This is a genomic window from Pseudomonas sp. Marseille-QA0892 (assembly GCF_054950135.1).
On the sequence record NZ_CM143104.1, the window covers coordinates 4,291,056 to 4,315,439 of the forward strand.

Consider the following 24,384-nt stretch of genomic DNA (forward strand, 5'->3'; position numbering starts at 1 on the left):
ACCGTCCCGATGGCTTCCGGCCGCGAGCCCATCAACGACCGTCGGTGGGCTCTACGGTGCGTTTGACTTGCTTGTCGTGCTTTTCCAGCGTGCTGCGGACATCGTGCACCTGAGCCGCGGTTACCGCTGGCGCCTCGTTGGACCAGCCCTGACGGAGGAAGGTGGCGAGCTCTGCAACTTCGTCATCATTCATCCGGTAGGCGAAGCCTGGCATCGGCAGTACTGCTGGCGCGCGTTCCGTGGATGGCGTCTGGGCGCCCGCCAGGATCACATGGATAAGCGCGGTCGGATTGTCGGCGTTGATCACCGAGGCACCGTCCAGCTGCGGGAACACATGGGGTGCACCCTCGCCGGAAACGAAGTGGCACGCGTTGCAGTTATCCAGGTACAGGCGTTCGCCCAGCGTCAGGTCCTTCGCGGCGGTCAGCTTGCTCGTCGTGGCGTTGCTTTGCGCAGGCTGTGCAGCGGGTTTTTCCCCGGTCGCGAGTGACTTCAGATAGGCCGCCATTGCATTCAGGTCCTCGTCGGACATGTGCGACGTGCTGTTGGCCACGACATCCGTCATCTCACCGGCAACCGAGGCCTTGGCATTTCGGCCCGTGCCCAGGTAGTCGACGATCTCTTCCTGCGACCAGCGCGCCATGCCACGAATGGACGGCACCGCCCACGCATTGAGTTCGCCGCCGGTAAGGTAGGCGTCGTTACTCTCGTCCAGGCCTTTTTCCTGCATTGTCACCGCGCGGGGCGTATGGCAGGAACCGCAGTGGCCAAGCCCTTGTACCAGGTAGGCACCACGCGCGATTTGCGCGTGGGAATCCTTGACGGACGCGGCCACCGATTTGGCTGCAGCGTCGGGCAGGGGCGAGAAGAACGTCCGCCAGTAAGCCAGGGGCCAGCGGATCGACAGCGGCCAGGGAATATCGTTGGCCTTGTTCGCCTGCTCGACCGGCGCAATACCCTGCATGAAGTACGCATACAACGCCTCCATGTCCTCATCCGTTACGCGCGCATAGGACGGGAACGGCATCGCCGGGTACAGCGCGCTGCCGTCATGGTTGATGCCACGGCGTACAGCGCGCTCGAACTCGCCGTAGGTCCAGTCGCCGATACCCGTCTTTTTGTCCGGCGTGATGTTGGTGGAGTAGATCGTACCGATTGGCGACTCGATACCCAGGCCACCGGCGAACGGCTTTCCTCCGTGGCTGGTGTGGCAGGCCACGCAGTCGCCGGCGCGGGCGAGGTATTCGCCCTTGCCGACAAGCTCGGGCGTGACGGCGTGCGTCATCTTGGCGTCGGGATCACCGGAGCGGTTGAGCACCATGCTGATCGCCCATGCCAGCAATGCCAGCACAGCTGCAACCGCCAGCACGATGAACAGGATGGAACGGGATCTGTTTTTCATCTGGCAGTTCCTTATGCCTGTACCAGCGGGCCGGGGTTTTTCAGGTACTGCTCCTTGATGGCTTGTGCCGAGAACAGCGTGAGCGCCCCGATAAGCGCGGTCGGGTTGGACTGGAAGTTCTGCGGGAACGCGTTGCCACCCGGGACGAAGACGTTATGAACGTCCCAGCTCTGCAGGTAACGATTCAGCGCGCTCGTTTCTGGCGTTTCGCCCATCACCGCGCCGCCCACGTTGTGGGTAGACACGTACTTGGTGATGTCCCAATGCGAGTCCATCGACAGGAAGCTTTCGGAGTAGCTGTCCGGGTTCAGCTCCTGGGTGATGTCCATAACGATCTTGCGCAGGTGCTGCTGGAGCTTCAGTTCGTTCTGCTTCCAGTCGAAGGTGATGCGCAGCAGCGGCTGGCCCCATGGGTCCTTGTAGGTGGGGTCCAGGTCCAGGAAGTGCCCGCGATAGGACATGCAGCCGGTGGAGATGCTGATCTTCATGGAATGGCCGTACCAGTCCTGCATGCCTTCCTTCCAGCCCTGGCCCCACTTCGGTGTGCCTGTTGGCAATGCCGTGCCGATTGGCGTCCCGGTGGCTTGCGAGCTGTGGATCTTCGCGCCGCCGATGAAGCCGAGCGCATTACCGTCGTAGTTGCCTGGCGAGACATCGTTGAACATCTGCCCGGTCGCGCCCGCTGTGGCGAATGGGTTGAAGTGCTTGTCCTTGAAGAACAGGGTGGTGCCGCCATTGCTGAGGTAGGCGTAGTTACGGCCGATGGTGCCCGTCTCGGTAATCGGGTCGTACGGCTTGCCAATACCCGACAGCAGCATCAGACGCACGTTGACGAACTGGAAGCCCGCCAGCACGACGATCTTCGCGGGCTGGAAAACGATGTTGCCGTCAGCATCCGCGTAGGTCACGCCTCGTGCGGTCTTGCCATCCGGATGCAACTCCACCTTGAGGACGTTTGCGTTCACGCGGTAGTCAAAGTTGTCCATGCCCTTGAGCGCATCCATGACCGCCGTCTGAGGCGAGGCCTTGGAGTAGTTCAGGCACGGATACTTGCTGCAATAGCCGCAGTAGTTGCACGGTGCGATCTGGTTGCCGTAAGGGTTTTTCCAGGCGCGCGTCACGTTGGCGGACGGGTTCGGGAAGGGGTGATACCCGAGCTTGCGTGCCGCTTCCGCGAACATGGAGCAGTTCAGCGTATCTTCCATCGGCGGCAGCGGTGCCGGGTTGGAACGCGGGCCTTCGAAGGGGTCGCCGCCCTCGAAGATCTGGCCGCGCAGGTTGCCCGTTTTGGCGGAGAGGCCGCAGATGTTGTCGAACTTGTCGAGGTAGGGCTCGATTTCATCCCAGGTGAAGGGGAAGTCGCCCAGGCGCATGTCTTCCTGGAGAACGCCGGGCTTGTAGGCTTGATCCGCGTAGGTCTTGAGCTTCAGGTCTGTCGGCGTCGGACGGATTAGTACACCGGTCCAGTGCAGGCCCGAACCGCCCACGCCGGTGCCTGGGACGAAGGCACCCCATTTGCGAGTCGGCAACGCCGTGCTGTTCATGTTGTGCCGCACGGTCAGCGCGCCGTCCTTCGGGGTGACCATGATCTTGTTTCGTACGCCATAGGCGTATTGGTCGGCGGGTTTCGGATACGCGAAATCGGCGTTGCTGCGATCTTCGCCACGCTCGAGCGCGCGTACTTTCAGGCCGGCTTGAGCGAGTTCGATGCTCATCAGGGAGCCAGCCCAGCCGAGGCCGACGACAACTACGTCGACTTCGTCATTGGTGATGTTTGCCATAAAAACCTTGCTTGCGTGGGACGCTGTACGAATGGGGGATCAGGCGCGGTCGCCGTTGAGGCTGACCGGTCCGAGCGGGTACTTCACGTTGTGCTGCGTGACCCACTCCAGGTAGCTCGCGCGTGCGCCGGGAAAGCCAATGGCGATCCACGCCTTCATGCCCTTGTTGCCGCCGTAGATCGGATCGGCCAGGTAGCCTTGCTGCGAGTTGGCGAGGACTTCATTGAAGAATTGCGTCGACTTGAGGATGTCTTCACCGAACGCGGTGAAATCCACCTCGCCTGCCTGGAGCTTGGTCAGGACTGCATCCTGGGTGGCGCGGTCCAGTGCGGCGAAACGCTTGCCGTGGTTCTCGTCGCACCAGGCATCCGCAGCCTTGATGCCATTGCGATAGATCTGTTGAGGCAGGTAGGGAATCTGGTAGCCCAGCGTCGCGGGTGCGTTCAAATCGAACGGGCCTTCGAGGTAGATATCGCTACCAAGATCGTGGGCCAACTGCTGGTCGAGGAAGACCGGGACGTTGGTTTCAATTGCGCCAGGGCCACGGCCGTCGGCGGGAATCAGCCGATCGCAGGCGGCCATGATGAACGCCCATTCATCGGCACTGAAGAACGTAGGGGCATAGGCGTCTAGGCTCGGCGCGATCATCTCGGCGGCGACAGCTGCGCTTAGTCCTTTGATGGACACACCCAGCGCAGGCAATGCGATCAACGACGAAAGCAGAAACTTTCTCCGTGACGTTTGCTTGGACAACAACATGAAGGGGGCTACCTGTTTTCGGCTCTTTGGGAGTCCGGACGAGGCGATCCCATCACAGGGAACAAGATCAGCAGATTGCGCCGAGAAAAACGAAAAGCGGCAGGCCGCCCTCTGGGGCGAAGCTGGTTGGAACGTGGCGTCAGCTATCCGAGGAGCGGCGAGCGCCCTGTGGGACAGCGGACGGTGGTTTTTCCAACATGGACCGAAACGTATCCGGCGGCTTCACTGCTGCTCTGTTTCGTCTCGTTTATACTGGCGCGCCGAACGATGGATCACTTTGCACAACACTGGGCAGGTCTGGGACCGGCTCATCACGGGTTTCCGATGGTAACAGTTTGTGCCAAATGTGTAACAATTAGTTTCTTGCTAGGTGTCAAGACGGTACGCTGTCGCACCGTTGCGTTCGACATGCAAGCCGCTTCGGCCGTTGCCCTGACACGTAGTCAGCGAACGAATGAGATCTTGCCGTGACTTCCACTGTTGCGCCGTACATACAGCCTTTGGGCGCACACGACTCGATCTGCTCATGCCGCTCATCCTCTACCCAGCTCCGTAACGTGTCGTGAATAGCCCTTACCTCGAAGCCATTTCGCTCAGTTGCGAGCGAGACCATCGCCTATTGTTCGAGGGCCTCGCCATCGCGTTGTATCCAGGCGAAATGCTTCACGTGACCGGACCGAATGGCAGCGGAAAGAGCAGCCTACTGCGATTGCTCAGTGGACTGATGCGGCCGGCTGATGGCGAGGTACGGCTGCGAGGGTCGGCGCTGGGGCGTGCTTCGAATCGCTCCAGAGATCTGCTGTGGATCGGCCATGCATCGGCTATCAATGGCCTGCTGACGGCAGAGGAAAACCTGGCCTGGCTTGGCTCATTGCATGCCTCAGGCGACAGGCAGCGCATCACGCGTGCGCTGGATCAGGTAGGTCTTCGAGGGTTCGAGGACGTGCCTTGCTACACGCTTTCGGCAGGGCAGCAGCGCCGCGTGGCTTTGGCGCGGCTGTTTCTTGATCCGCCGCCGTTATGGATCCTTGACGAGCCCTTCACAGCGCTGGACGCCGCCACGACTGATTTCCTCGAGCGCCATCTGGTCGCGCACTGCGAGCAGGGTGGCTTGGCTGTTCTGACGACCCACCATGCCTTGAGCAGCAGGGCGCAGAACTACCGAACCCTATCGCTCGGACAAACCACGTCATGAACGGCATGTTCATGGCGTCCCTGCGCCGAGAAATGACGCTGCTGTACCGCCGTCCCGCTGAGCTGGCCAACCCGCTCGTGTTCTTCGGCATCGTGATAGCGCTGTTCCCGTTGGCGATCGGACCGCAAATGCAGTTGCTGCAGACGTTGTCGCCGGGGCTGATCTGGGTGGCCGCATTGCTGGCGGTGCTGCTGTCGCTCGATGGCCTTTTTCGCAGTGACTACGAAGACGGCTCGCTCGAGCAGTGGGTGGTGTCGTCTCAGCCGCTGCCGTTGCTGGCCCTAGCGAAGATAGTGGCGCACTGGCTGTTCTCCGGGTTGGCACTGGTGCTGCTGGCACCGCTGGTGGCGTTGATGCTGGGCCTGCCCGGGCGATGCCTGCCGGTGCTGCTGGCGTCGTTATTGCTCGGTACACCCATACTGAGCCTCGTGGGCGCCATCGGTGCGGCACTGACCGTAGGGCTCAAGCGCGGCGGCGTATTGCTCGCGTTGTTGATCCTGCCGCTGTACATCCCGGTACTGATCCTGGGCAGCGGTGCACTTCAGGCGAGCCTGCAGGGCTTGCCGGTCGCAGGTTACCTGTTGTGGCTGGGCAGCCTGCTGGTATTGACGATCACGCTGGCGCCGTTCGCCATCGCAACCGGGCTGGCCATCAGCGTAGGCGAATGAATCAAACCCTATTTCGAACAGGCACTGAATGCGCCGGTTCGGCACGTGACGAGTAACGATGAACTGGACTTGGTTTCACAAGCTGGGCTCGCCCCGGTGGTTCTATGACATCAGCGGGCGCTGGCTGCCCTGTCTGAGCATCGCGGCGGCAGTTCTGCTGCTGGTGGGAGCGGTATGGGGGCTGGCTTTTGCGCCGCCCGACTATCAGCAGGGCAACAGCTTTCGCATCATCTACATCCACGTGCCAGCGGCGTTTCTTGCGCAGTCCGCCTACGTGATGCTCGCGGTGGCTGGTCTTGTCGGCCTGGTCTGGAAGATGAAGCTGGCAGACATTGCGCTCCAGCAGGCTGCACCGATTGGCGCATGGATGACCGCCCTGGCACTGGTGACGGGCGCGATCTGGGGCAAACCCACCTGGGGCACTTATTGGATCTGGGACGCCCGGCTGACGTCCATGCTGATCCTGCTGTTCCTGTACCTGGGCGTGATTGCGCTGGGCCAGGCCATTCGTAACCGGGAAAGTGCAGGGCGGGCGTGCGCGCTGTTGGCGATCGTCGGTGTCGTCAACATCCCGATCATCAAGTACTCCGTCGAGTGGTGGAACACGCTGCATCAGCCGGCCACCTTTACGGTAACGGCCAAGCCCGCCATGCCGGCTGAGATGTGGCTGCCCCTGTTGATCATGGTCATCGGTTTCTACTGTTTTTTCGCTGCCGTGCTGTTGGTGCGCATGCGGCTCGAGATCCTGCGTCGTGAATCGCGGGCCCGCTGGGTCAACGAGGTCATCCAGGCGCAGGTAGAGGACAAGCAATGAGTTTCGCGTCGTTTTCCGACTTCCTCGCAATGGGGCATCACGGGTCGTATGTCTGGTCGGCCTACGGGCTGTGCGTGGTCATCCTGATGCTGAATGTGATCCTGCCGCTGCGCGCGCGGAGCCGGTTCATGCGCGATCACGCCCGGCGCCTGCGTCGGGAGGCGGGCCGATGAACGCTGTTCGCAAGCGCCGCCTCATCATCATCCTGGCCATCCTTGCGGGGGTTGGCGTTGCCGTTTCGCTGGCGCTCAGTGCGTTGAGGCAGAACATCAACCTGTTCTACACCCCAAGCCAGATTGCAGCGGGTGACGCGCCCACGAACGTTCGTATTCGTGCCGGCGGCCTGGTGGAGATGGGCTCACTCAAACGCGCGGACGATTCCCTGCAAAGCGAATTCACCGTTACGGACGGCACTTCGCAGGTTCGCATTCAGTACCACGGCATGCTTCCGGATCTTTTCCGCGAAGGGCAGGGCATCGTGGCCCTGGGCACGCTGAATGAGAACGGGCGGCTGGTGGCGGACGAGGTACTTGCCAAGCACGATGAGAACTACACGCCGCCTGAGGTGCAACAGGCACTCGACAAGGCAAACAGCGCCAAGCCTGTCGCTACGCGGGGCGAGGAGAGCGCTCAATGATTCCCGAACTTGGCCATCTGGCGCTGATCCTGGCGCTGTGCATGGCGGTGGTCCAGGCGACGTTGCCACTGATTGGGGCGTGGCGCGGGGATCGCCACTGGATGGAGATTGCACAGCCGGCGGCCTGGGGCCAGTTTGGTTTTCTGGCGTTTGCATTCGCTTGCCTGACGCATGCCTTTCTCAGCGATGACTTCTCGGTCGCCTACGTGGCGCAGAACTCGAACAGTGCCTTGCCTTGGTACTACAAGTTCAGCGCGGTCTGGGGTGCGCATGAAGGATCTCTTCTGCTGTGGGGGCTGATCCTGAGTGGCTGGACGTTCGCCGTTGCGCTCTTTTCGCGGCAGCTGCCACGGGAGATGCTGGCGCGCGTGCTGGGCGTCATGGGCCTGATAAGCGTTGGGTTCCTGCTCTTTCTGATCATCACGTCCAACCCCTTCGCGCGCCTATTACCCAACGTGCCAGTGGACGGCCGCGACCTCAATCCATTGCTTCAGGACTTCGGTCTCATCATTCACCCGCCGATGCTGTACATGGGCTACGTCGGTTTCTCGGTGGCGTTTGCATTTGCGATCGCTGCACTGCTGGGCGGCAACCTGGATGCTGCCTGGGCGCGTTGGTCGCGGCCCTGGACGCTGGTGGCATGGGCCTTCCTGGGCGTCGGCATCGCGCTCGGCTCCTGGTGGGCGTATTACGAACTGGGCTGGGGCGGCTGGTGGTTCTGGGACCCGGTCGAGAACGCGTCATTCATGCCGTGGCTCGTCGGTACTGCACTGATCCATTCGCTCGCCGCCACCGAGAAGCGGGGGGTGTTCAAAAGCTGGACGGTGTTGCTCGCGATCGTGGCGTTTTCGCTGAGCCTGCTCGGCACCTTCCTCGTACGCTCCGGCGTTCTTACGTCTGTCCATGCATTTGCCAGCGACCCCGAGCGCGGCGTGTTCATTCTGGCGTTCCTGCTTGTCGTGGTGGGCGGGTCGTTGGCGTTGTTTGCCATTCGCGCGCCGGTCGTTCGCAGTCAGGCCGGTTTCGGCCTGTGGTCGCGCGAGACCTTCCTGCTGGCGAACAACATCATTCTCGTCGTCACCGCCGCGATGATCCTGCTGGGCACGCTCTACCCGCTGCTGCTCGATGCGCTGAGCGGCGCGAAGCTGTCGGTCGGTCCGCCCTATTTCAATGCGCTGTTCGTCCCGCTGATGGCGGTGTTGATGGCCGTTCTGGCGGTTGGGGTGGTCGTCCGCTGGAAGGACACACCGGTGCGCTGGCTGTTCGGTTTGCTGGGGCCGGTGCTGGTCGCGAGCGTGCTCGTCGCCTTCGCCGCGGGTGGCATGCTGGGTGACTTCCATTGGACGGTGCTGAGCGTCTGCCTGCTCGCTGCCTGGGTAGTACTTGCAGGCCTGCGGGATATCGCCGACAAGACGCGCCACAAGGGTATACGCAAGGGGCTCGCTAGCCTTGGCCGAAGCTATTGGGGCATGCAGTTGGGCCACCTGGGCTTGGCGGTTTGCGCACTGGGCGTCGTGTTGACGAGCGCGAATGGGATGGCGCGCGACCTGCGCATGGCACCAGGCGATGCGGCCGAGCTGGGAGGTTACCGATTCGTCTTCGAGGGAACACGGCATCACGAGGGCCCCAACTTCACATCGGATCGCGGTACCGTTCGGACTTTCGATGAGGACCGCCCGATCGCCGTCCTGCATCCGGAGAAACGTCTCTACACCGTACAGGGTGCGGTCATGACCGAAGCAGGCATTGACGCCGGCCTTGGTCGCGATTTGTTCGTTGCCCTTGGCGAGCCGCTGGAACAGGGTGCCTGGGCCGTCCGGCTTCAGGTCAAGCCTTTCGTTCGATGGATCTGGCTTGGCGCACTGCTGACGGCGATGGGTGGCCTGCTTGCAGCGTCGGACAAGCGCTATCGCATGAAGTTGAAAGCGCGCGTGACCGGAGCGGCACGCGCTGGGGAGGCCCACGCATGAGGCGCGCACTGCTGTTGTTGCCGCTCGCGCTTTTCCTCTGCGTCGCGGTATTCCTTTATCGGGGCCTGTTCCTTGATCCGACAGCCTTGCCGTCCGAGCTGGTCGGCAAGCCGTTTCCGACGTTTTCGCTCATGTCGGTCGATGGCGACCGGTTGCTCACCCAGCATGACCTCAAGGGCAAACCTGCCCTGGTGAATGTCTGGGGAACGTGGTGCGTCGCCTGCCGTGAAGAGCACCCCGTGCTCAATGCGTTGCGCCAAGCGGGCGTGAACATCCACGGTATCAACTACAAGGATGACAATGCCGCCGCGCTCAAATGGCTCTCCGAGTTTCATAACCCCTATGTGCTCGATATCAGCGATCCGGACGGCACGCTAGGGCTGGACCTTGGTGTCTATGGCGCACCGGAAACCTTCCTGATCGATGCCCGGGGCGTCATCCGCCACCGTTATGTAGGGATCATCGATGCAGACGCCTGGCGCGAAGAACTGGCGCAGCTGTACCAGCAATTGGTCGATGAGGCAGCGCCATGAGCCGTCTGTTTCAGGCCGTATGCCTTGCGTTGATGCTATGCGGCGCGGCCCATGCCGCCATCGACACCTACCGCTTCGACAACGAGGCGGATCGAGTCCGCTACCGCCATCTCGTCGAAGAACTGCGCTGTCCCAAGTGCCAGAACCAGAACATCGCGGACTCCAACGCCCCGATTGCCAAGGACCTGCGTGGCGAGATCCACCGCATGCTGGTGGCGGGCCGCAGCGATGGAGAGATCATCGACCACCTCGTCCTGCGCTATGGCGACTTTGTCCTCTACAAGCCGCGGTTGACGACGCGCACGCTCCTGCTGTGGTACGGGCCAGCAGGGCTGCTGGTGCTCGGGCTCGGGGTGCTGGCGATCATCGTTCTGCGCCGCCGTGGCTATCGCAAACGTGCCGCGCAGGGCCTGACGGATGAAGAACGGCGCCGTCTGGCTGCGCTGTTGGAAAAGACCTCGGATAAGCACGTTTCATGATTGAACTCGAATTCTGGATAGGCGCCGGACTGCTTTGTCTGGCGGCGCTGGGCCTGCTGTTGATCCCGTTGCTGCGGAAACGCACGCCGGCCCATGACACCGACCGCACCGCGCTGAACGTTGCCCTGTACGAGGAACGGTTGCGCGACGTGGAGGAAGCGTTGAAGGCTGGCACCGTCCGCGAGCCCGATGCGCAGGCCGCGCGCGATGAAGCGGCACGCACCCTGCTGACCGATACCGATAGGGCGGAGCCATCCACGCGAGGCCGCACCCTCGGGCGCACCGTCCCCATTGCCATGGCGATGTTGGTGCCGGTCTGCGCCGTACTGCTGTATGCCCATTGGGGCTCGATCGGCGAGGTGCAGCGGGCGCATGAAATGGCCAACACAGCGCAGAGCCAGCCACGATCGGTCGAGGACATGACGGCCCGGCTCGAACAAGCGGTGAAGACGCATCCTGACGCGCCCGAAGGCTGGTACTACCTGGGCCGTCTTTACCTGGCGCAAGGCAGGCCAGCGGAGGCGGCGGATGCGCTTGAGCAGGCCGTGGCGCTCTCGGGACGTACGCCGAACCTGCTTGGGTTGTGGGCCCAGGCCCAGTATTTCGCTGCCGAACGTCAGTGGAGCCCCCAGATCGAGGCGTTGACCCAGGAGGCGCTGGCGGCGGACCCCAACGAAGTCTCGAGCCTCGGCCTGATCGGTATCGCTGCCTATGACCGGCGCCAGTACCAGAAGGCAATCGACTATTGGCAGCGGCTGGCCACGGTGATGCCGGCGGGCGATCCGGCTCGACAACCGATCCTTGAAAGCATCAACCGCGCCCGCCAGCAGTTATCGGACGGGCCTGCAGACACGGCAGGCAGCCCGGTCGTACAGGTGCGCATCGAGCTCGCCGATACCGTGCGGGGCCAGGTCGAACCCGTCGAGACCGTATTCGTCTTCGCCCGCGCCACTGACGGCCCGCCGATGCCGTTGGCCGTCAAACGTCTCCGCGTCGCGGACCTGCCGACTATAGTCCGTCTGACCGACGCTGACGCGATGATGCCTGACCTCAAGCTGTCAGCCTTCCCTCGCATCGAAGTCGTTGCCCGCGTCTCTCGCAGCGGCAACGCGCAACAAGGCGAGTGGATCGGATTGGGTTCACCGATCGATATGGGTTCGACCGGCATCCAGCAGGTAGTTATCGACAGGGCAGACACGGACAAGCCGTAATAAAAAACGCCGGATCTCTCCGGCGTTTTTTCCTTTCAGCTCAGGTTAGTGGTCGATGGCAGCACCAGCGCCACGGGGGACGCGGATGTCTTCGACCAGATGCTGGATATGGTCCGGCGGTGGCGCCGTGAAGCGGGAGACGACGAAGGCCACTACGAAGTTGAAGATCATCCCGAGCGTACCGATGCCTTCCGGCGAGATGCCGAACCACCAGTCCTCAGCGGTCGCCGTCGGATTGATGAACTTGTAGTACACGATGTACCCGAAGGTGAAGGCGAGGCCCACCACCATCCCGGCAATCGCGCCTTCCTTGTTCATGCGCTTGTAGAAAATGCCCATCACGATCGCCGGGAAGAACGACGCGGCGGCAAGGCCGAAGGCAAACGCCACCACCTGCGCGACGAAGCCGGGCGGATAGATGCCGAAGAGACCTGCGATCACCACGGCGACCCCGGCGGCGATCCGTGCCGCCAGCAGCTCCTGTTTCTCCGAGATCTTCGGCATCAGGTTGCTCTTGAGCAGGTCATGGGAAATCGACGTCGAGATCACCAGTAGCAGACCAGCCGCCGTGGACAACGCGGCAGCCAGCCCGCCCGCGGCAATCAGCGCGATCACCCAGCCTGGCAGATCGGCGATCTCAGGGTTGGCCAGGACCATGATGTCGTTGTCGACGTACAGCTCGTTCGCCGCAGCGGTTGGCTGGTTGGTCAGGACGCGCTCGCCGGCTTCACCACGCTCGGCGGCGTAGGTCGGCTTGCCGGCGAAGGCCGCACCCGGGCCGTACTGGACGACGCCGTCGTTGTTCTTGTCCATCCAGCCGATCAGGCCTGCGTTTTCCCATGTCTTGAACCAGCCTGGCAGCTCCTGGTAGCTCACGTTCGGAACGCTGGTGAGCAGGTTCGTCCGAGCGAAGGCCGCCACAGCGGGCGCGGTGGTGTAAAGGATGGCGATGAACAGCAGTGCATAACCTGCCGACTTGCGCGCATCTCTCACGGTCGGCGTTGTGAAAAAGCGAACGATGACGTGCGGCAGACCCGCCGTCCCGACCATCAACGCCATCGTAATGAAGAAGATATCGGTCGTGGATTTACTGCCGTCCGTATAGGGCGTGAACCCAAGCTCGGCGCCCAATCCATTGAGGCGTTCAAGTACGGTCTGGCCGGTGCCCGTCACCTCGCTACCAAAGCCCAGCTGCGGAATCGGGTTGCCGGTGATCATCATCGAAATGAAGATCGCGGGGACCATGTAGGCAAAGATCATCACGCAGTACTGCGCCACCTGGGTGTAGGTGATGCCCTTCATGCCGCCGAGCACGGAGTAGAAGAACACGATGGCCATGCCGATGATCACGCCCGTCTCGATGCTTACTTCGAGGTAGCGTGAGAACACGATGCCGACCCCGCGCATCTGCCCCGCGACGTAGGTGAACGAAATGAAGATCACGCAGACCACCGCCACAAGCCGAGCGGTTTGCGAGTAGTAGCGCGCGCCGACGAATTCGGGAACGGTGAATTTGCCGAACTTGCGCAGGTAGGGTGCCAGGCACATGGCAAGCAGCACGTAGCCGCCGGTCCAGCCCATGAGGTAGACCGAGCCGTCGTAGCCTGCGAAGGCGATGATGCCGGCCATGGAAATGAAGGAGGCGGCGGACATCCAGTCCGCACCGGTTGCCATGCCGTTGAGTACCGGATGGACGCCCTTGCTGGCCACGTAGTACTCGCTGGTGGAGCCGGCACGAGTCCAGATGGCGATGCCGATGTAGAGCGCGAAGGTCGCGCCCACGAAGAGATAGATGAGGAACTGCGTACTCATGGTCGGCTCCTCACTCTTCGTGCAGGTCGTATTTGCGATCGAGCTGGTTCATCTTCCAGATGTAGAAGAAGATCTCGAGCACGAACACGTAGATGGAGCCTTGCTGGGCAAACCAGAAGCCGAGCGGGAAGCCGAATGCGTGGATATTGTTCAAGGCGTCGACGAACAGCACACCGGCACCAAACGATACTGCGAACCAAACGACCAGCAGCCAGATCATCAGCCGCACGTTTTCCTTCCAGTAGGCTGCCGCAGCCTCTTGCTTGGATAGGGACATAAGTCCTCCGATTTATTGTTGTTATAGCCCGGTTGAACCTAGCAGCGTGGGCGCTACGGAGCGTACGACTTTAGTCGTAGATCATGAGGTCTCCGCGGCGAAATCATTGACTTTGAAAGGAAACTTCGACGCGGCTAATTGCCACAGGATGTGTACGGTGTCGCTATGGCCGGCTGGCGTTCACGCATCGGCTTCATGACATCGCGAGGAAGCGAAGCGGCCTGGAGATGTGGGCGACGCCGGCCTGTTGCATAGCATCATGTTGATGAACGGGCGAGCAGATTGAGCGGTTTCGCCGGAACGACGAAACCATCGTCAATTCGCAGGTAAAGCGAGACGCTTTTCGCCGCTATTCGCCTTATGTTCGAGCGGGCCACTTTTCACACTAGGCGTACCTTTTTTCCGAAACCCCCGCCTGTTCGAGAGCGTTTCCATGGCCCATATCAACCGTCATCCTGTCAGCCAGGAGCCCCCCGTCACTGTCTTTGGTCCGGACTTTCCGTTCGGCTTCGACCACTGGCTGGAGCATCCGGCCGGCTTGGGCAGCATTCCGCCCGAACGCCACGGGGAGGAGGTTGCGATCGTGGGCGGTGGCATCGCCGGATTGGTCGCGGCGTACGAGTTGATGAAGCTGGGCCTGCGTCCGGTCGTCTACGAAGCGTCGCGGCTGGGCGGCCGCCTCCGATCGCAGGAATTCGAAGGCGCCGAAGGCATCGTGGCCGAACTGGGCGGGATGCGCTTCCCTGTGTCATCCACGGCGTTTTTTCACTATGTGGATAAGCTTGGACTCGAGACCCGACCGTTCCCCAATCCGCTGACGGGCGCATCGGGCAGCACGGTGATCGATCTGGAAGGTCAGACGTACTACGCCGAGCGCGCGCAGGACCTGCCGACGATCTTCAGTGAAGTCGCGGACGCCTGGGCGGATGCGCTCGATGAGCGTGCGCACTTCAAGGATATTCAGCAGGCGATTCGCCAACGTGATGTCGTCACGCTCAAACACCTGTGGAACGAGCTGGTGCCGTTGTGGGATGACCGCACCTTCTACGACTTCGTTGCGACCTCACGCTCGTTCGCCAAGTTGACGTTTCAACACCGCGAAATCTTCGGGCAGGTGGGTTTCGGAACGGGTGGCTGGGACTCAGATTTCCCGAACTCGATGCTGGAGATCCTGCGTGTCGTGATGACCAACTGCGACGATAACCAGCATTTGGTCGTGGGCGGTGTCGAGCAGGTACCGCTTCGGCTGTGGCGCCATGCGCCGGAACGCTGCGCACACTGGCCGGCGGGCACGAGCCTGAGCAGCCTTCACAGCGGCGCGACACGTGCCGGCGTGCAGCGCATTGCGCGCGAAGGCGAAAGCGCGTTTCGCATTACCGACACCTGGGGCCACGAGCGCATCTATCCTGCCGTGCTGGTCACCTGTCAAAGCTGGCTCATGACTACGCAGATCGACTGCGACGAATCGCTCTTTTCGCAAAAGATGTGGATGGCGTTGGACCGGACACGTTACATGCAGTCGTCGAAGACATTCGTGATGGTGGATCGACCGTTCTGGAAGGACAAGGACCCCGAGACCGGTCGTGACGTGATGAGCATGACGCTCACCGATCGCCTCACACGCGGGACGTACCTGTTCGACAACGGCGAGGGCAAGCCGGGTGTCATCTGCCTGTCCTACTCGTGGATGAGCGATGCGCTGAAAATGCTGCCGTATCCCGTCGAAAAACGCGTAAAGCTATCGCTTGAAGCGCTCAAGAAGATTTATCCGAAAGTGGACATCGCCGGGCACATCATCGGCGACCCGATCACTGTTTCCTGGGAGGCGGACCCACATTTCTTGGGCGCCTTCAAAGGGGCACTGCCAGGGCACTATCGCTACAACCAGCGCATGTATGCGCACTTCGTCCAAAAGGATATGCCTAAAGAGCAACGCGGCATCTTCATCGCGGGCGATGACGTGTCGTGGACGCCCGCCTGGGTGGAGGGTGCCGTGCAGACTTCACTCAACGCCGTGTGGGGCATCATGGCCCACTTCGGCGGCCGTTCGTTTGCAGAGAATCCAGGCCCAGGGGATGTCTTCGCCGAACTGGGGCCCATCGCCTTGCCGGAGTAATACCCATGAAGATTGCCCTTTGCCAATGCCTGCCGGGTTCACTGGACGTCGATGGCAACCTGGCCCGCCTCGAACGTTTCGCCGTCAACGCTGCGGGGCAGGGCGCCCAGCTTCTCGTCCTGCCCGAACTGTTCAGTACCGGCTATGCGATCGGCGCAGAGGCCGTGCGACGCTTGGCAGAGGCAACCGACGGCCCCTTCGCACAACAGGCGGCGCGGATCGCTCGCACGCATGGAATTGCGCTTTGTTATGGCTATCCCGAGCGGGGCCGCGACGGGGCCATCTATAACAGTGCGCTGTTGCTTGGCATCGATGGCGAGCCGCTACTCAACTACCGCAAGTGGCAGCTGTTTGGTGAGCTGGACCGCCAGCAATTCAGCGAAGGGGCCAGCGCGCCGACCGTCGCGAACCTGCTGGGTTGGCAGGTGGGCCTGCAGATCTGCTACGACGTGGAGTTCCCTGAGGGTGTGCGGCACCTGGCACGCTCCGGTGCGGAGCTGGTGCTGGTGCCAACCGCCAACATGCGCGGTTTCGAATTCGTTGCGGACGTCACCGTGCGCAGCCGGGCCTTCGAGAACCTTTGCTTCGTGGCCTATGCGAACTACATCGGCGTAGAAGGCCCCTTTGAATACTGCGGCCGCAGCAGCGTCAATGGCCCCAAGGGCAGCCGGTCCGATCTGCCGGCAGACGAAGAAGGGCTTCTGGTCGTTGAGATCAGCCGCGACGAGCGCGAGGCAGCACTACGGGATAATCCCTACCTGACCGACCACCGGGCATTCGACCGGTAGCGACTGCCGCGGCTGGGCCGGTGTCAGGTTGAACCGCTACGTCGGTCGATCTTGCGGTTGAGGATGATCGACGTTTGCGTGAGTTTGACGCCTTCGAGATTGCCGATGCGATCGAGTAACTCGTCCAGCTTTTCATGCGTGGTGCAGCGCAGAAAAGCCACGTAGTCGAAGTGGCCGCTTACCGAAGAGACTTCTTCCACTTCCTTCATCTTTTCCAGGGCCCGGATCACGCTGGCCGTGCTGCGCGGAAACACGCTTATGCTGCAATAAGCACGCACGGCCGCCTGCTCCAGACCCCCGCCGAGCCGCACGCTGTAGCCAAGCAGAACGCCCTCGCGCTCAAGGCGCGCCATGCGCGCGGCCACGGTCGTGCGCGCGAGGTCCAGCTTGCGTGCCAGTGTTGCCGTGGATTCGCGGGCGTTCTGCTGGAGCAGATGGATCAGCTGCGCGTCGGTCTCGTCGATCTTCGTGTACATCAGGGCTCCGGCACAAAAGGGCAGCACGCCTTGGCGGCGGGTCTGCCACCGCATTCCAGCCTCTTGCAGCAGCCAGTCGCGGAACGGAGCGGCCTGCCCGTCGTGCGACTTGCGCTAGGGGCTGACCACCCAATAGGAATCGCTGGAGCGTACCGGTTTTGCGAAGGGCAAGTGAAGCGCGGCGCGCGCCCAATCCCGTGCTACGAGTGGGTAGGGGACACGGCCAGCCCAAGCCGGCTCGCGGCGACCAGACGTTTTGCCGCGCCATGGCGTGTTGTCAGGTTCATGCGGTGGTAGGTCCGGCTATACGTTTTTTTCACGTTCAGCTTTCTACGATCCTCCCGCAAGCATTTGCACGCGATTTGAAACCAGAAACGACGCAGGAGCGAAAACGGGACATGGGAGCGGGAATCGCCTTTTGGGCGCCGATCGGCGCAATGGCGGCCATAGGAGTCGTGGTCGGTTTGAAAGCCACCTGGGAGCTGACGCGAAGCCGTCGAGTGGAGATTCGTGAATGGTTGGCGCGCCCGACCAACTATGGATTGGGCTTCGGCGCCCTCGGCCTGCCGGTAGGGTTTGCGCTGTTCGTGGTGGCGAATAGCGGTATTTGAACAAGGTGGCCGGTCGAGCCGCCGCGAGTACAGGCCATGACGTGTATGGAAGGCGCGGCGGTGCTAGATTGATGCTCCTTGCGGAGTCCGGCTCATGCCCTTCATCGATAACCTGCTCGCGTTCACCCTAGCGGCTGCCCTGCTTACGGTCACGCCCGGGCTCGACACTGCGCTTGTGCTGCGCACGGCTGCGGTGGAGGGCAGGGCGCAGGCAGTGCGTGCCGCGCTGGGGATCAACGCGGGGTGCTTCCTCTGGGGCGCGGCGGTTGCGTTTGGTCTTGGCGCGCTGCTGGCCGTTTCGGAGCTCGGCTACACCGTTCTCAAGTATTGCGGAGCGGCCTATCTCTGCTGGCTCGGCCTGAACTTGCTGTTGCGCCCGCGCGCCTCGCTTACCGCGGTCGAGCCTGGCCAGCGCAGGGGCAACTGGTTCGTCAGAGGCATGCTGGGCAATGTGCTCAATCCCAAGGTCGGTATTTTCTACGTGTCCTTCCTGCCGCAATTCATCCCGGCAGGGCAGCCGCTGGTGACATGGACGTTCGCATTGGTCGGCATACACGTCGTGCTCGGTTTGGCCTGGTCGGCAATGCTGATCACCGCGACACATTCCCTGGGTGACTGGTTACGCCGCGAGCGGATCATTCGGTGGCTCGATCGCACGACCGGGGCTGTCTTCCTGATGTTCGCGGCGCGCCTGGCGCTGAGCCGGCGGTGACGCTTGTCCGTACCGAGGCCGATCGAATTGTCCCGGCGTCCACAATGCTGACATTCGAGCGGTACAACCCGTCCACGAGGACGGCGTGCCTCGGCCTGTTCGACGCCAATACGCCGCGCTTCTTCGCGGCATCCGAACGGCCCGACTTCGAACGCTTCCTTGATCATCACGCCTCAGCACGGCACTTCGAAATAGGCGTGCTCGACGGCGAAGTCGTATCGTGCGGGGGCTTTCGCGTAGACGCCGCCACCGGAACGGCCGCGTTGGCTTGGGGTATGGTGGCGCCTGAATTCCACGGACGTGGCATCGGCCGGGTGATGACCCATTCACGGCTGGGCGCGGCCAGCCGCCATCCGGGCGTTATACGCATCATTCTGGATACGAGTCAGCATACCCAGGGTTTCTACGCCCGACTGGGCTTCAAGCCCGTGTCGCTGACCCGTGACGGCTACGGTCCAGGGCTGGATCGCTGGGATATGGTGCTGGCGGCTGGCGAATAGACGCGTCTCGTACGTGCCGCGCTATCGTTCAGGGCCGAAATTCGGTTAGGGGTCTACAGCCCTGATGCGGCGAGGTTGATGCCAGATGCCAGTCTGGTCCAGCAAAGCGTCATTGAAGGATGAACGTGTCTATTGAAACGTTGCAGCGTTGCGGAAAGAAGTGGCCGGCAGGCCAGTAAATAGATTCGATTAGGTCGCCTCTGCATTCGTTCCGATAGAGCCTGATGGCTCCCGTTTGTTTACCGGTCTCGTTGAAATAGTCTTGGCGAGCCCATTCCAAGTTGCCGGAGGGAATGGACCATAAGATATGGCGTGGGCGATGCATCGCACCTTACACAGTAAGTTCGAATTTTCCCGCTTCGTTCTATGAATGTGCTGAACCACGATTCGTCGCTTTTGCGGTTCCGCACGGCTTTGTACTAGCCACCGAAGTATCATCGGCATGTCCAGCACAGTTTAGTAGGAAAGCTCATGAAGAAATGGATCTTCACCATTGCGTTGGTCTGCACCATGGCCAGTTACGCACAGAGTGAGCCATGCGGCTATACCCCGCCCGAAGCGGTTGAGCATTCACCTAATCCCATCAGCTCTCAGCGCCTGGTTCTGGGAGGTCCAAACCGGCTTGAGTTGGGACTGGTGCAAGCGCCTCATACATTCGCGCATAGCCGCGATATCTTGATCGCCAAATATGCCAACGGTGCGACCTTCGCCAGCCGCCAGCTCGCTGAGTCCGAGGTAAGGACTGAATCGAACAGCGCACTTTCCTTGCCCGATTTCGTACGTCTCATGTTTCTCGGTGCTGCGCCTGCTGCGTCCAGACAGGATCAGAAGGAAGCGCAGGTGCTGCGTGATGCACTGCGCCTGGGCTGCAGTGATCCGTCCTATCGGTGGCTCGATGGGGTAGACGTGTTCGGCTATATCCAGACCCGGCAGGGCGGCGAGCGATACCACGCCTATTACGTCATTGATGGTGACATCGTTCATTACCTGGATATCAGCGGTACGGATGCGTTCGCCGAGCAGATCATTTCGACTCTACACAAAAGGAATTGAGTATGACCCCCTATGAACAGGAAGACATCAAGACGATTTTGATGAGGATCTACCCGGCCAGTGTGGTAGGTCGGTGGGATATCAATGATCAAGTCGCTGAAACGCTCTTGGAAATGAGCGGGCATCAGTAATTGCTCCAAGCTGATGGCGCTCGTACCACGTCCGCTGCCAAGCGGGTCGCGGCCGCTGCAGTACATTAGCAAGGAGGCCCGCCGCTTGCTGATGAGCCAGTTGAAAGACAATGAAACCTACCTCTCATGTATCAGATCCGGCGCAGTGAGTTATCGCACTCGCTTTGAGGAAGCGAGCCTCGGGCTTTGATCTACATACTCCGATAGGTCTGCTCCACCTGCGAGGTCAAGTCACGGATTGAGCGCAGTTATAGGGCGGCCTTACCGAAGGAAGGACTTCGCCATGAGCGTGTCTCACCCTTACTAATAATGGGCTTGGCGACATCTTCGGAACACGAATATGCGCATTCTGCCTTACGCCAGTGTGGCCTCATGCGTAATCGGTACACCGCGAGTGGGTGACTATCCACGCAGTGTGGTGGCCCAAGGATTAACATTTGATCATGTCGATTCTTGCGCCGAACCGTACGTGCCTCGCTATCGTTCAGGGTCGAGATTCTATTACGGCCTACAGGCCATGACCCTGCTGCGATGCCGATACCAGGTTTCGCTGTCTTCCCCCCCATAGAGGAGCTGCCATGTTCAGTTGCCACGCCGATGTCACCATCACCGATCCGCAACGCTGCCTGCTGCGTCTGTGCCGCCACTGGAGCCACAAGTTCCAGGTGCAGCACGACGAGACCAGCGCGCACATTCCGTTCGACCCATCGGTCTGCGACCTGAAAGTGACCGAAACCGGGCTGCACGTCAGCATCCAGGCGCCCGACGAGGCGGAGCTCGTCGAGTTGCAGGGCGTGGTTCTAGATCACCTACAACGTATGGCTGGGGAGCCGTTGCAGGCGGAGTGGCGGAGGTAGTATTGGGATCGGACAGCCAGTTCTGCGGATCGAGTATCCGTTAGGCTTTCGCATACAAAAAAGCCCCAGGCCAAGGGCTTGGGGCTTTCGTATATGGCGCACTTGGCGGGATTCGAACCCACGACCCCTGCCTTCGGAGGGCAGTACTCTATCCAGCTGAGCTACAAGTGCGTTTCGCGGGCGCATGATACGCATGTCGGGCGTGGTCGTCCATGCTGGCCGTGTGCATGAACGAAATCCATGAGGTGGCCTCGAAACAGGGCGGGGCAGGCGCGAAACAGGCGAGTCGCGGACGGGTGTTAATTTTTTTGAACGACCTATTGTCACGGACTGGGGTCTGGCCCTAGGATTCGTTCGATATTCAGAACGCGGCGCTGGCCCTGATGGTGTCCAGCGGGCGTCTCGACCCAATTCCGCCAAGGCGCTCGTCGCATTGGCTTACTGTTCCGACCAGGCGGCAATCCAGCCCCCGATCACATTCAATCCTCTGCATCGCCTGATGCAGCTCCAGGAGATCGCCATGCAATTGAAAGACGCTTCGCTTTTCCGGCAGCAAGCCTACATCGATGGGGCTTGGGTTGACGCGGACAGCGGCCAGAAGATCCAGGTGAACAATCCGGCGACCAACGAGATCATCGGTTCGGTACCGAAGATGGGCCGTGAAGAGACCCGTCGTGCGATCGAGGCGGCCGACAAGGCGCTGCCGGCATGGCGTGCATTGACCGCGAAAGAGCGCGCACAGAAGCTGCGTCGCTGGTTCGAGCTGATGATGGAGAACCAGGACGACCTGGGTCGCCTGATGACGCTGGAGCAGGGCAAGGCACTGGCCGAAGCCAAGGGCGAAATCGCCTATGCCGCGTCCTTCCTGGAGTGGTTCGCTGAAGAAGCCAAGCGTGTGTACGGCGACACGATTCCCGGCCACCAGGCCGACAAGCGCATCATCGTCATCAAGCAGCCTATCGGCGTCACCGCTGCCATTACGCCGTGGAACTTCCCGGCGGCCATGATCACCCGTAAAGCCGGCCCTGCACTGGCCGCCGGCTGCACCATGGTCCTCAAGCCCGCCTCCCAGACCCCGTACTCGGCGCTGGCGCTGGCAGAACTGGCTGAGCGCGCCGGTATCCCGAAAGGCGTGTTCAGCGTTGTGACGGGCTCTGCCGGCGAAGTCGGCGGCGAGCTGACCAGCAACCCGATCGTTCGCAAGCTGTCCTTCACCGGCTCGACCGAGATCGGTCGCCAGCTGATGGCCGAATGCGCCCAGGACATCAAGAAGGTGTCGCTGGAGTTGGGCGGCAACGCGCCGTTCATCGTGTTCGACGATGCGGATCTCGACGCTGCCGTGGACGGTGCCATCGTTTCCAAATACCGCAACAACGGCCAGACCTGCGTCTGCGCCAACCGCATCTATGTGCAGGATGGCGTGTACGACGCGTTCGTCGAGAAGCTAAAAGCCGCGGTAGCCAAGCTCAAGATCGGTAACGGTCTGGAAGATGGCGTGACCACCGGCCCGCTGATCGATGACAAGGCGGTGAAGAAGGTCAAGGAACACATCGAGGACGCCGTCAGCAAGGGTGCGAAAGTGGCGTTCGGCGGCAAGGAGCACCAGCTGGGTGGCACCTTCTTCGAGCCGACCATCCTGGTGGATGTGCCCAAGAATGCGCTCGTTTCGAAAGACGAAACCTTCGGCCCGCTGGCGCCGTTGTTCCGCTTCAAGGACGACGCCGAGGTGATCGCAATGGCGAACGATACCGAGTTTGGCCTTGCGTCCTACTTCTATGCAAAAGACCTGTCGCGCGTCTTCCGTGTGGCTGAAGCGTTGGAATACGGCATGGTCGGCATTAATACAGGTCTGATCTCCAATGAAGTGGCGCCGTTTGGTGGCGTCAAGGCGTCGGGGCTGGGTCGTGAGGGTTCGAAGTACGGGATCGAGGACTACCTCGAGATCAAATACCTCTGCCTGAGCGTTTGATTGGCTGTGCGTTGGTAATACGGCCTTGAAAGCTAGCGGGAGTGCCGGTCCAGATCGAACGGCGCATTCCCGCCCTTTCACGGCGCAGCATGACGCCAGTACCGCTATGAGATGTACTGCTTTCCATCGCGCCTGAGCGCATACCTTCGGTCGATCATCGTATGCCGTCGGTGTGTTAACGGGCGCATTTTCATCCTTGAACAGGGCCGGCGATGAACGGCCAAAGAGGAGCTATGAGCAAGACCAACGAATCCCTGATGCAACGCCGCATGGCCGCCGTTCCGCGCGGTGTCGGCCAGATCCATCCGATCTTCGCCGAGAAGGCCGAGAACTCGACCGTAACGGACGTTGAAGGACGCGAGTTCATCGACTTCGCCGGTGGTATTGCAGTACTGAACACCGGCCACCTTCACCCGAAGGTGGTGGCGGCTGTGCAAGAGCAGCTGACCAAGCTGAGCCACACCTGCTTCCAGGTATTGGCGTACGAACCTTATGTGGAGCTCGCCGAAGAGATCGCCAAGCGTGTGCCCGGCGACTTCGCCAAGAAGACGCTGCTCGTCACCAGCGGCTCGGAAGCGGTTGAGAACGCCGTGAAGATCGCGCGTGCCGCGACCGGACGTGCCGGCGTTATCGCCTTCACCGGTGCTTACCACGGACGGACGATGATGACCCTGTCGCTGACGGGCAAGGTGGCGCCTTATTCGGCAGGCATGGGATTGATGCCGGGCGGTGTTTACCGTGCGCTGGCGCCGTGTGAGCTGCACGGCGTGAGCGAAGACGAGTCGATCGCCAGCATCGAGCGGATCTTCAAGAACGACGCGCAGCCGCAGGATATCGCGGCCATCGTCATCGAGCCTGTACAGGGCGAGGGCGGCTTCTACGTCAACTCGCCTGCCTTCATGAAGCGTCTGCGTGCACTGTGCGACCAGCACGGCATCATGCTGATCGCGGATGAAGTGCAGACCGGTGCAGGCCGTACCGGCACGTTCTTCGCCACTGAGCAGCTTGGTATCGTTCCGGACCTGACCACCTTCGCGAAGTCGGTTGGCGGCGGTTTCCCAATCTCCGGCGTTTGCGGCAAGGCCGAGATCATGGACGCCATCGCACCCGGTGGCTTGGGTGGTACGTACGCAGGCAGCCCGATCGCTTGTGCTGCCGCGCTGGCCGTGCTGAAGGTGTTCGATGAAGAGAACCTGCTCGAGCGCAGCCGTGACCTCGGTGAGCGCTTGAAAGGCAGACTGCGTGAGATTCAAGGCAAGCACAAGGTCATCGGTGACGTCCGTGGCCTGGGTTCGATGGTCGCCATCGAACTGTTCGAGGGCGGCGATACCCACAAGCCGGCTGCCGAACTGGTTGGCAAGATCGTCGCGCGTGCGCGCGAGAAAGGTCTCATACTGCTGTCATGCGGCACGTACTACAACGTGATCCGCTTCCTGATGCCCGTCACGATTCCTGATGAGCAGCTTGACCAGGGTCTGAACATCCTCGCCGAGTGCTTTGACGAGCTTGCCTGACCAAACGTGGCGCGCCTTGGCGGCGCGCCACGTTTCCTTCTATCGGTTATGGCGCAGTGATATCAAAAAGCCATTTATCTTGTCGCATGAAGGGACTATTCTCCTGAGATAGTCTTCCT

Annotated in this window: 25 protein-coding genes and 1 tRNA gene; 19 read left to right on the plus strand and 7 right to left on the minus strand. The window is 61.4% G+C overall.

What is annotated here, in order from left to right:
- Window positions 1-31: 31 nt before the first annotated feature.
- The 3 genes from ACY8D3_RS19845 to ACY8D3_RS19855 are packed head-to-tail and all read right to left on the minus strand — an operon-like array spanning window position 32 to window position 3,942.
- Window positions 32-1,402, minus strand: a complete 1,371-nt coding sequence (locus tag ACY8D3_RS19845; protein WP_462380552.1) for a c-type cytochrome — start codon at window positions 1,400-1,402, stop codon at window positions 32-34.
- An 11-nt stretch (window positions 1,403-1,413) separates the two neighbouring features.
- Window positions 1,414-3,183: a GMC family oxidoreductase gene (locus ACY8D3_RS19850; RefSeq protein ID WP_462380553.1), complete on the minus strand. Its 1,770-nt coding sequence runs from the start codon at window positions 3,181-3,183 to the stop codon at window positions 1,414-1,416.
- A 39-nt stretch (window positions 3,184-3,222) separates the two neighbouring features.
- Window positions 3,223-3,942: a gluconate 2-dehydrogenase subunit 3 family protein gene (locus tag ACY8D3_RS19855; RefSeq protein WP_462380554.1), complete on the minus strand. Its 720-nt coding sequence runs from the start codon at window positions 3,940-3,942 to the stop codon at window positions 3,223-3,225.
- Between the two features lie 562 nt (window positions 3,943-4,504).
- On the opposite strand from ACY8D3_RS19855, the gene ccmA reads away from it, so the two are divergent.
- Genes ccmA through ccmI form a run of 9 tightly spaced genes read left to right on the plus strand, consistent with a single transcriptional unit; the run spans window position 4,505 to window position 11,449 of the window.
- Complete coding sequence (ccmA, locus tag ACY8D3_RS19860) at window positions 4,505-5,137, plus strand: cytochrome c biogenesis heme-transporting ATPase CcmA (RefSeq protein WP_462380555.1); 633 nt, start codon at window positions 4,505-4,507, stop codon at window positions 5,135-5,137.
- Window positions 5,134-5,805 (plus strand): heme exporter protein CcmB, encoded by a 672-nt coding sequence (gene ccmB / locus ACY8D3_RS19865; protein WP_462380556.1) that lies wholly within the window; start codon window positions 5,134-5,136, stop codon window positions 5,803-5,805. The genes ccmA and ccmB overlap by 4 nt, the downstream gene beginning before the upstream one ends.
- Window positions 5,806-5,863: 58 nt before the next feature.
- Window positions 5,864-6,619, plus strand: a complete 756-nt coding sequence (locus ACY8D3_RS19870) for a heme ABC transporter permease (RefSeq protein ID WP_462380557.1) — start codon at window positions 5,864-5,866, stop codon at window positions 6,617-6,619.
- Window positions 6,616-6,792 carry a heme exporter protein CcmD gene (ccmD, locus tag ACY8D3_RS19875; protein WP_462380558.1) on the plus strand — a complete coding sequence of 59 codons (177 nt, stop codon included), beginning with the start codon at window positions 6,616-6,618 and terminating at the stop codon, window positions 6,790-6,792. Before ACY8D3_RS19870 ends, ccmD begins: the two co-directional genes overlap by 4 nt.
- Window positions 6,789-7,256, plus strand: coding sequence for a cytochrome c maturation protein CcmE (ccmE, locus tag ACY8D3_RS19880; RefSeq protein ID WP_462380559.1), 468 nt, complete (start codon window positions 6,789-6,791; stop codon window positions 7,254-7,256). The genes ccmD and ccmE overlap by 4 nt, the downstream gene beginning before the upstream one ends.
- On the plus strand, window positions 7,253-9,226 hold the full coding sequence (locus tag ACY8D3_RS19885; protein WP_462380560.1) for a heme lyase CcmF/NrfE family subunit: 1,974 nt from the start codon (window positions 7,253-7,255) through the stop codon (window positions 9,224-9,226). Before ccmE ends, ACY8D3_RS19885 begins: the two co-directional genes overlap by 4 nt.
- A complete protein-coding gene (locus tag ACY8D3_RS19890) occupies window positions 9,223-9,759 on the plus strand; it encodes a DsbE family thiol:disulfide interchange protein (protein ID WP_462380561.1) in 537 nt (178 codons plus the stop codon). Before ACY8D3_RS19885 ends, ACY8D3_RS19890 begins: the two co-directional genes overlap by 4 nt.
- Window positions 9,756-10,238, plus strand: a complete 483-nt coding sequence (locus ACY8D3_RS19895; RefSeq protein ID WP_462380562.1) for a cytochrome c-type biogenesis protein — start codon at window positions 9,756-9,758, stop codon at window positions 10,236-10,238. Before ACY8D3_RS19890 ends, ACY8D3_RS19895 begins: the two co-directional genes overlap by 4 nt.
- On the plus strand, window positions 10,235-11,449 hold the full coding sequence (gene ccmI, locus ACY8D3_RS19900) for a c-type cytochrome biogenesis protein CcmI (RefSeq protein ID WP_462380563.1): 1,215 nt from the start codon (window positions 10,235-10,237) through the stop codon (window positions 11,447-11,449). Before ACY8D3_RS19895 ends, ccmI begins: the two co-directional genes overlap by 4 nt.
- Before the next feature lie 45 nt (window positions 11,450-11,494).
- On the opposite strand, the gene ACY8D3_RS19905 is transcribed toward ccmI, so the two are convergent.
- On the minus strand, window positions 11,495-13,261 hold the full coding sequence (locus tag ACY8D3_RS19905; protein ID WP_462380564.1) for a sodium:solute symporter family protein: 1,767 nt from the start codon (window positions 13,259-13,261) through the stop codon (window positions 11,495-11,497).
- 10 nt (window positions 13,262-13,271) lie between these two features.
- The gene (locus ACY8D3_RS19910; RefSeq protein WP_462380565.1) at window positions 13,272-13,538 is read right to left on the minus strand and encodes a DUF4212 domain-containing protein; all 267 of its coding nucleotides are present in this window, start codon (window positions 13,536-13,538) and stop codon (window positions 13,272-13,274) included.
- Window positions 13,539-13,971: 433 nt separating this feature from the next.
- On the opposite strand from ACY8D3_RS19910, the gene ACY8D3_RS19915 reads away from it, so the two are divergent.
- Both ACY8D3_RS19915 and ACY8D3_RS19920 read left to right on the plus strand, forming a co-directional pair.
- Window positions 13,972-15,654 (plus strand): flavin monoamine oxidase family protein, encoded by a 1,683-nt coding sequence (locus ACY8D3_RS19915; RefSeq protein ID WP_462380566.1) that lies wholly within the window; start codon window positions 13,972-13,974, stop codon window positions 15,652-15,654.
- Between the two features lie 5 nt (window positions 15,655-15,659).
- A complete protein-coding gene (locus tag ACY8D3_RS19920) occupies window positions 15,660-16,442 on the plus strand; it encodes a carbon-nitrogen hydrolase family protein (RefSeq protein ID WP_462380567.1) in 783 nt (260 codons plus the stop codon).
- Window positions 16,443-16,465: 23 nt separating this feature from the next.
- On the opposite strand, the gene ACY8D3_RS19925 is transcribed toward ACY8D3_RS19920, so the two are convergent.
- The gene (locus tag ACY8D3_RS19925; protein ID WP_462384460.1) at window positions 16,466-16,918 is read right to left on the minus strand and encodes an Lrp/AsnC family transcriptional regulator; all 453 of its coding nucleotides are present in this window, start codon (window positions 16,916-16,918) and stop codon (window positions 16,466-16,468) included.
- 464 nt (window positions 16,919-17,382) lie between these two features.
- On the opposite strand from ACY8D3_RS19925, the gene ACY8D3_RS19930 reads away from it, so the two are divergent.
- The 6 genes from ACY8D3_RS19930 to ACY8D3_RS19955 all read left to right on the plus strand — a co-directional run bounded on the left by ACY8D3_RS19930 (window position 17,383) and on the right by ACY8D3_RS19955 (window position 20,782).
- Window positions 17,383-17,529 carry a hypothetical protein gene (locus tag ACY8D3_RS19930; RefSeq protein WP_462380568.1) on the plus strand — a complete coding sequence of 49 codons (147 nt, stop codon included), beginning with the start codon at window positions 17,383-17,385 and terminating at the stop codon, window positions 17,527-17,529.
- Between the two features lie 94 nt (window positions 17,530-17,623).
- On the plus strand, window positions 17,624-18,241 hold the full coding sequence (locus ACY8D3_RS19935) for a LysE family translocator (RefSeq protein ID WP_462380569.1): 618 nt from the start codon (window positions 17,624-17,626) through the stop codon (window positions 18,239-18,241).
- Between the two features lie 44 nt (window positions 18,242-18,285).
- Window positions 18,286-18,741 (plus strand): GNAT family N-acetyltransferase, encoded by a 456-nt coding sequence (locus ACY8D3_RS19940; protein WP_462380571.1) that lies wholly within the window; start codon window positions 18,286-18,288, stop codon window positions 18,739-18,741.
- Between the two features lie 471 nt (window positions 18,742-19,212).
- Complete coding sequence (locus ACY8D3_RS19945) at window positions 19,213-19,794, plus strand: hypothetical protein (RefSeq protein WP_462380572.1); 582 nt, start codon at window positions 19,213-19,215, stop codon at window positions 19,792-19,794.
- A 2-nt stretch (window positions 19,795-19,796) separates the two neighbouring features.
- The gene (locus ACY8D3_RS19950; RefSeq protein ID WP_462380573.1) at window positions 19,797-19,925 is read left to right on the plus strand and encodes a hypothetical protein; all 129 of its coding nucleotides are present in this window, start codon (window positions 19,797-19,799) and stop codon (window positions 19,923-19,925) included.
- A gap of 578 nt (window positions 19,926-20,503) precedes the next feature.
- Window positions 20,504-20,782: a DUF2218 domain-containing protein gene (locus ACY8D3_RS19955; protein WP_462380574.1), complete on the plus strand. Its 279-nt coding sequence runs from the start codon at window positions 20,504-20,506 to the stop codon at window positions 20,780-20,782.
- A gap of 94 nt (window positions 20,783-20,876) precedes the next feature.
- On the opposite strand, the gene ACY8D3_RS19960 is transcribed toward ACY8D3_RS19955, so the two are convergent.
- Window positions 20,877-20,953: transfer RNA gene (locus tag ACY8D3_RS19960), tRNA-Arg, on the minus strand.
- Between the two features lie 349 nt (window positions 20,954-21,302).
- Between ACY8D3_RS19960 and gabD the strand changes: the two genes are divergently transcribed.
- Together gabD and gabT are read left to right on the plus strand one after the other, a co-directional pair.
- Window positions 21,303-22,751 carry an NADP-dependent succinate-semialdehyde dehydrogenase gene (gabD, locus tag ACY8D3_RS19965; protein ID WP_462380575.1) on the plus strand — a complete coding sequence of 483 codons (1,449 nt, stop codon included), beginning with the start codon at window positions 21,303-21,305 and terminating at the stop codon, window positions 22,749-22,751.
- A 233-nt stretch (window positions 22,752-22,984) separates the two neighbouring features.
- Window positions 22,985-24,265 carry a 4-aminobutyrate--2-oxoglutarate transaminase gene (gene gabT, locus ACY8D3_RS19970; protein ID WP_462380576.1) on the plus strand — a complete coding sequence of 427 codons (1,281 nt, stop codon included), beginning with the start codon at window positions 22,985-22,987 and terminating at the stop codon, window positions 24,263-24,265.
- The last annotated feature ends 119 nt before the right edge of the window (window positions 24,266-24,384 follow it).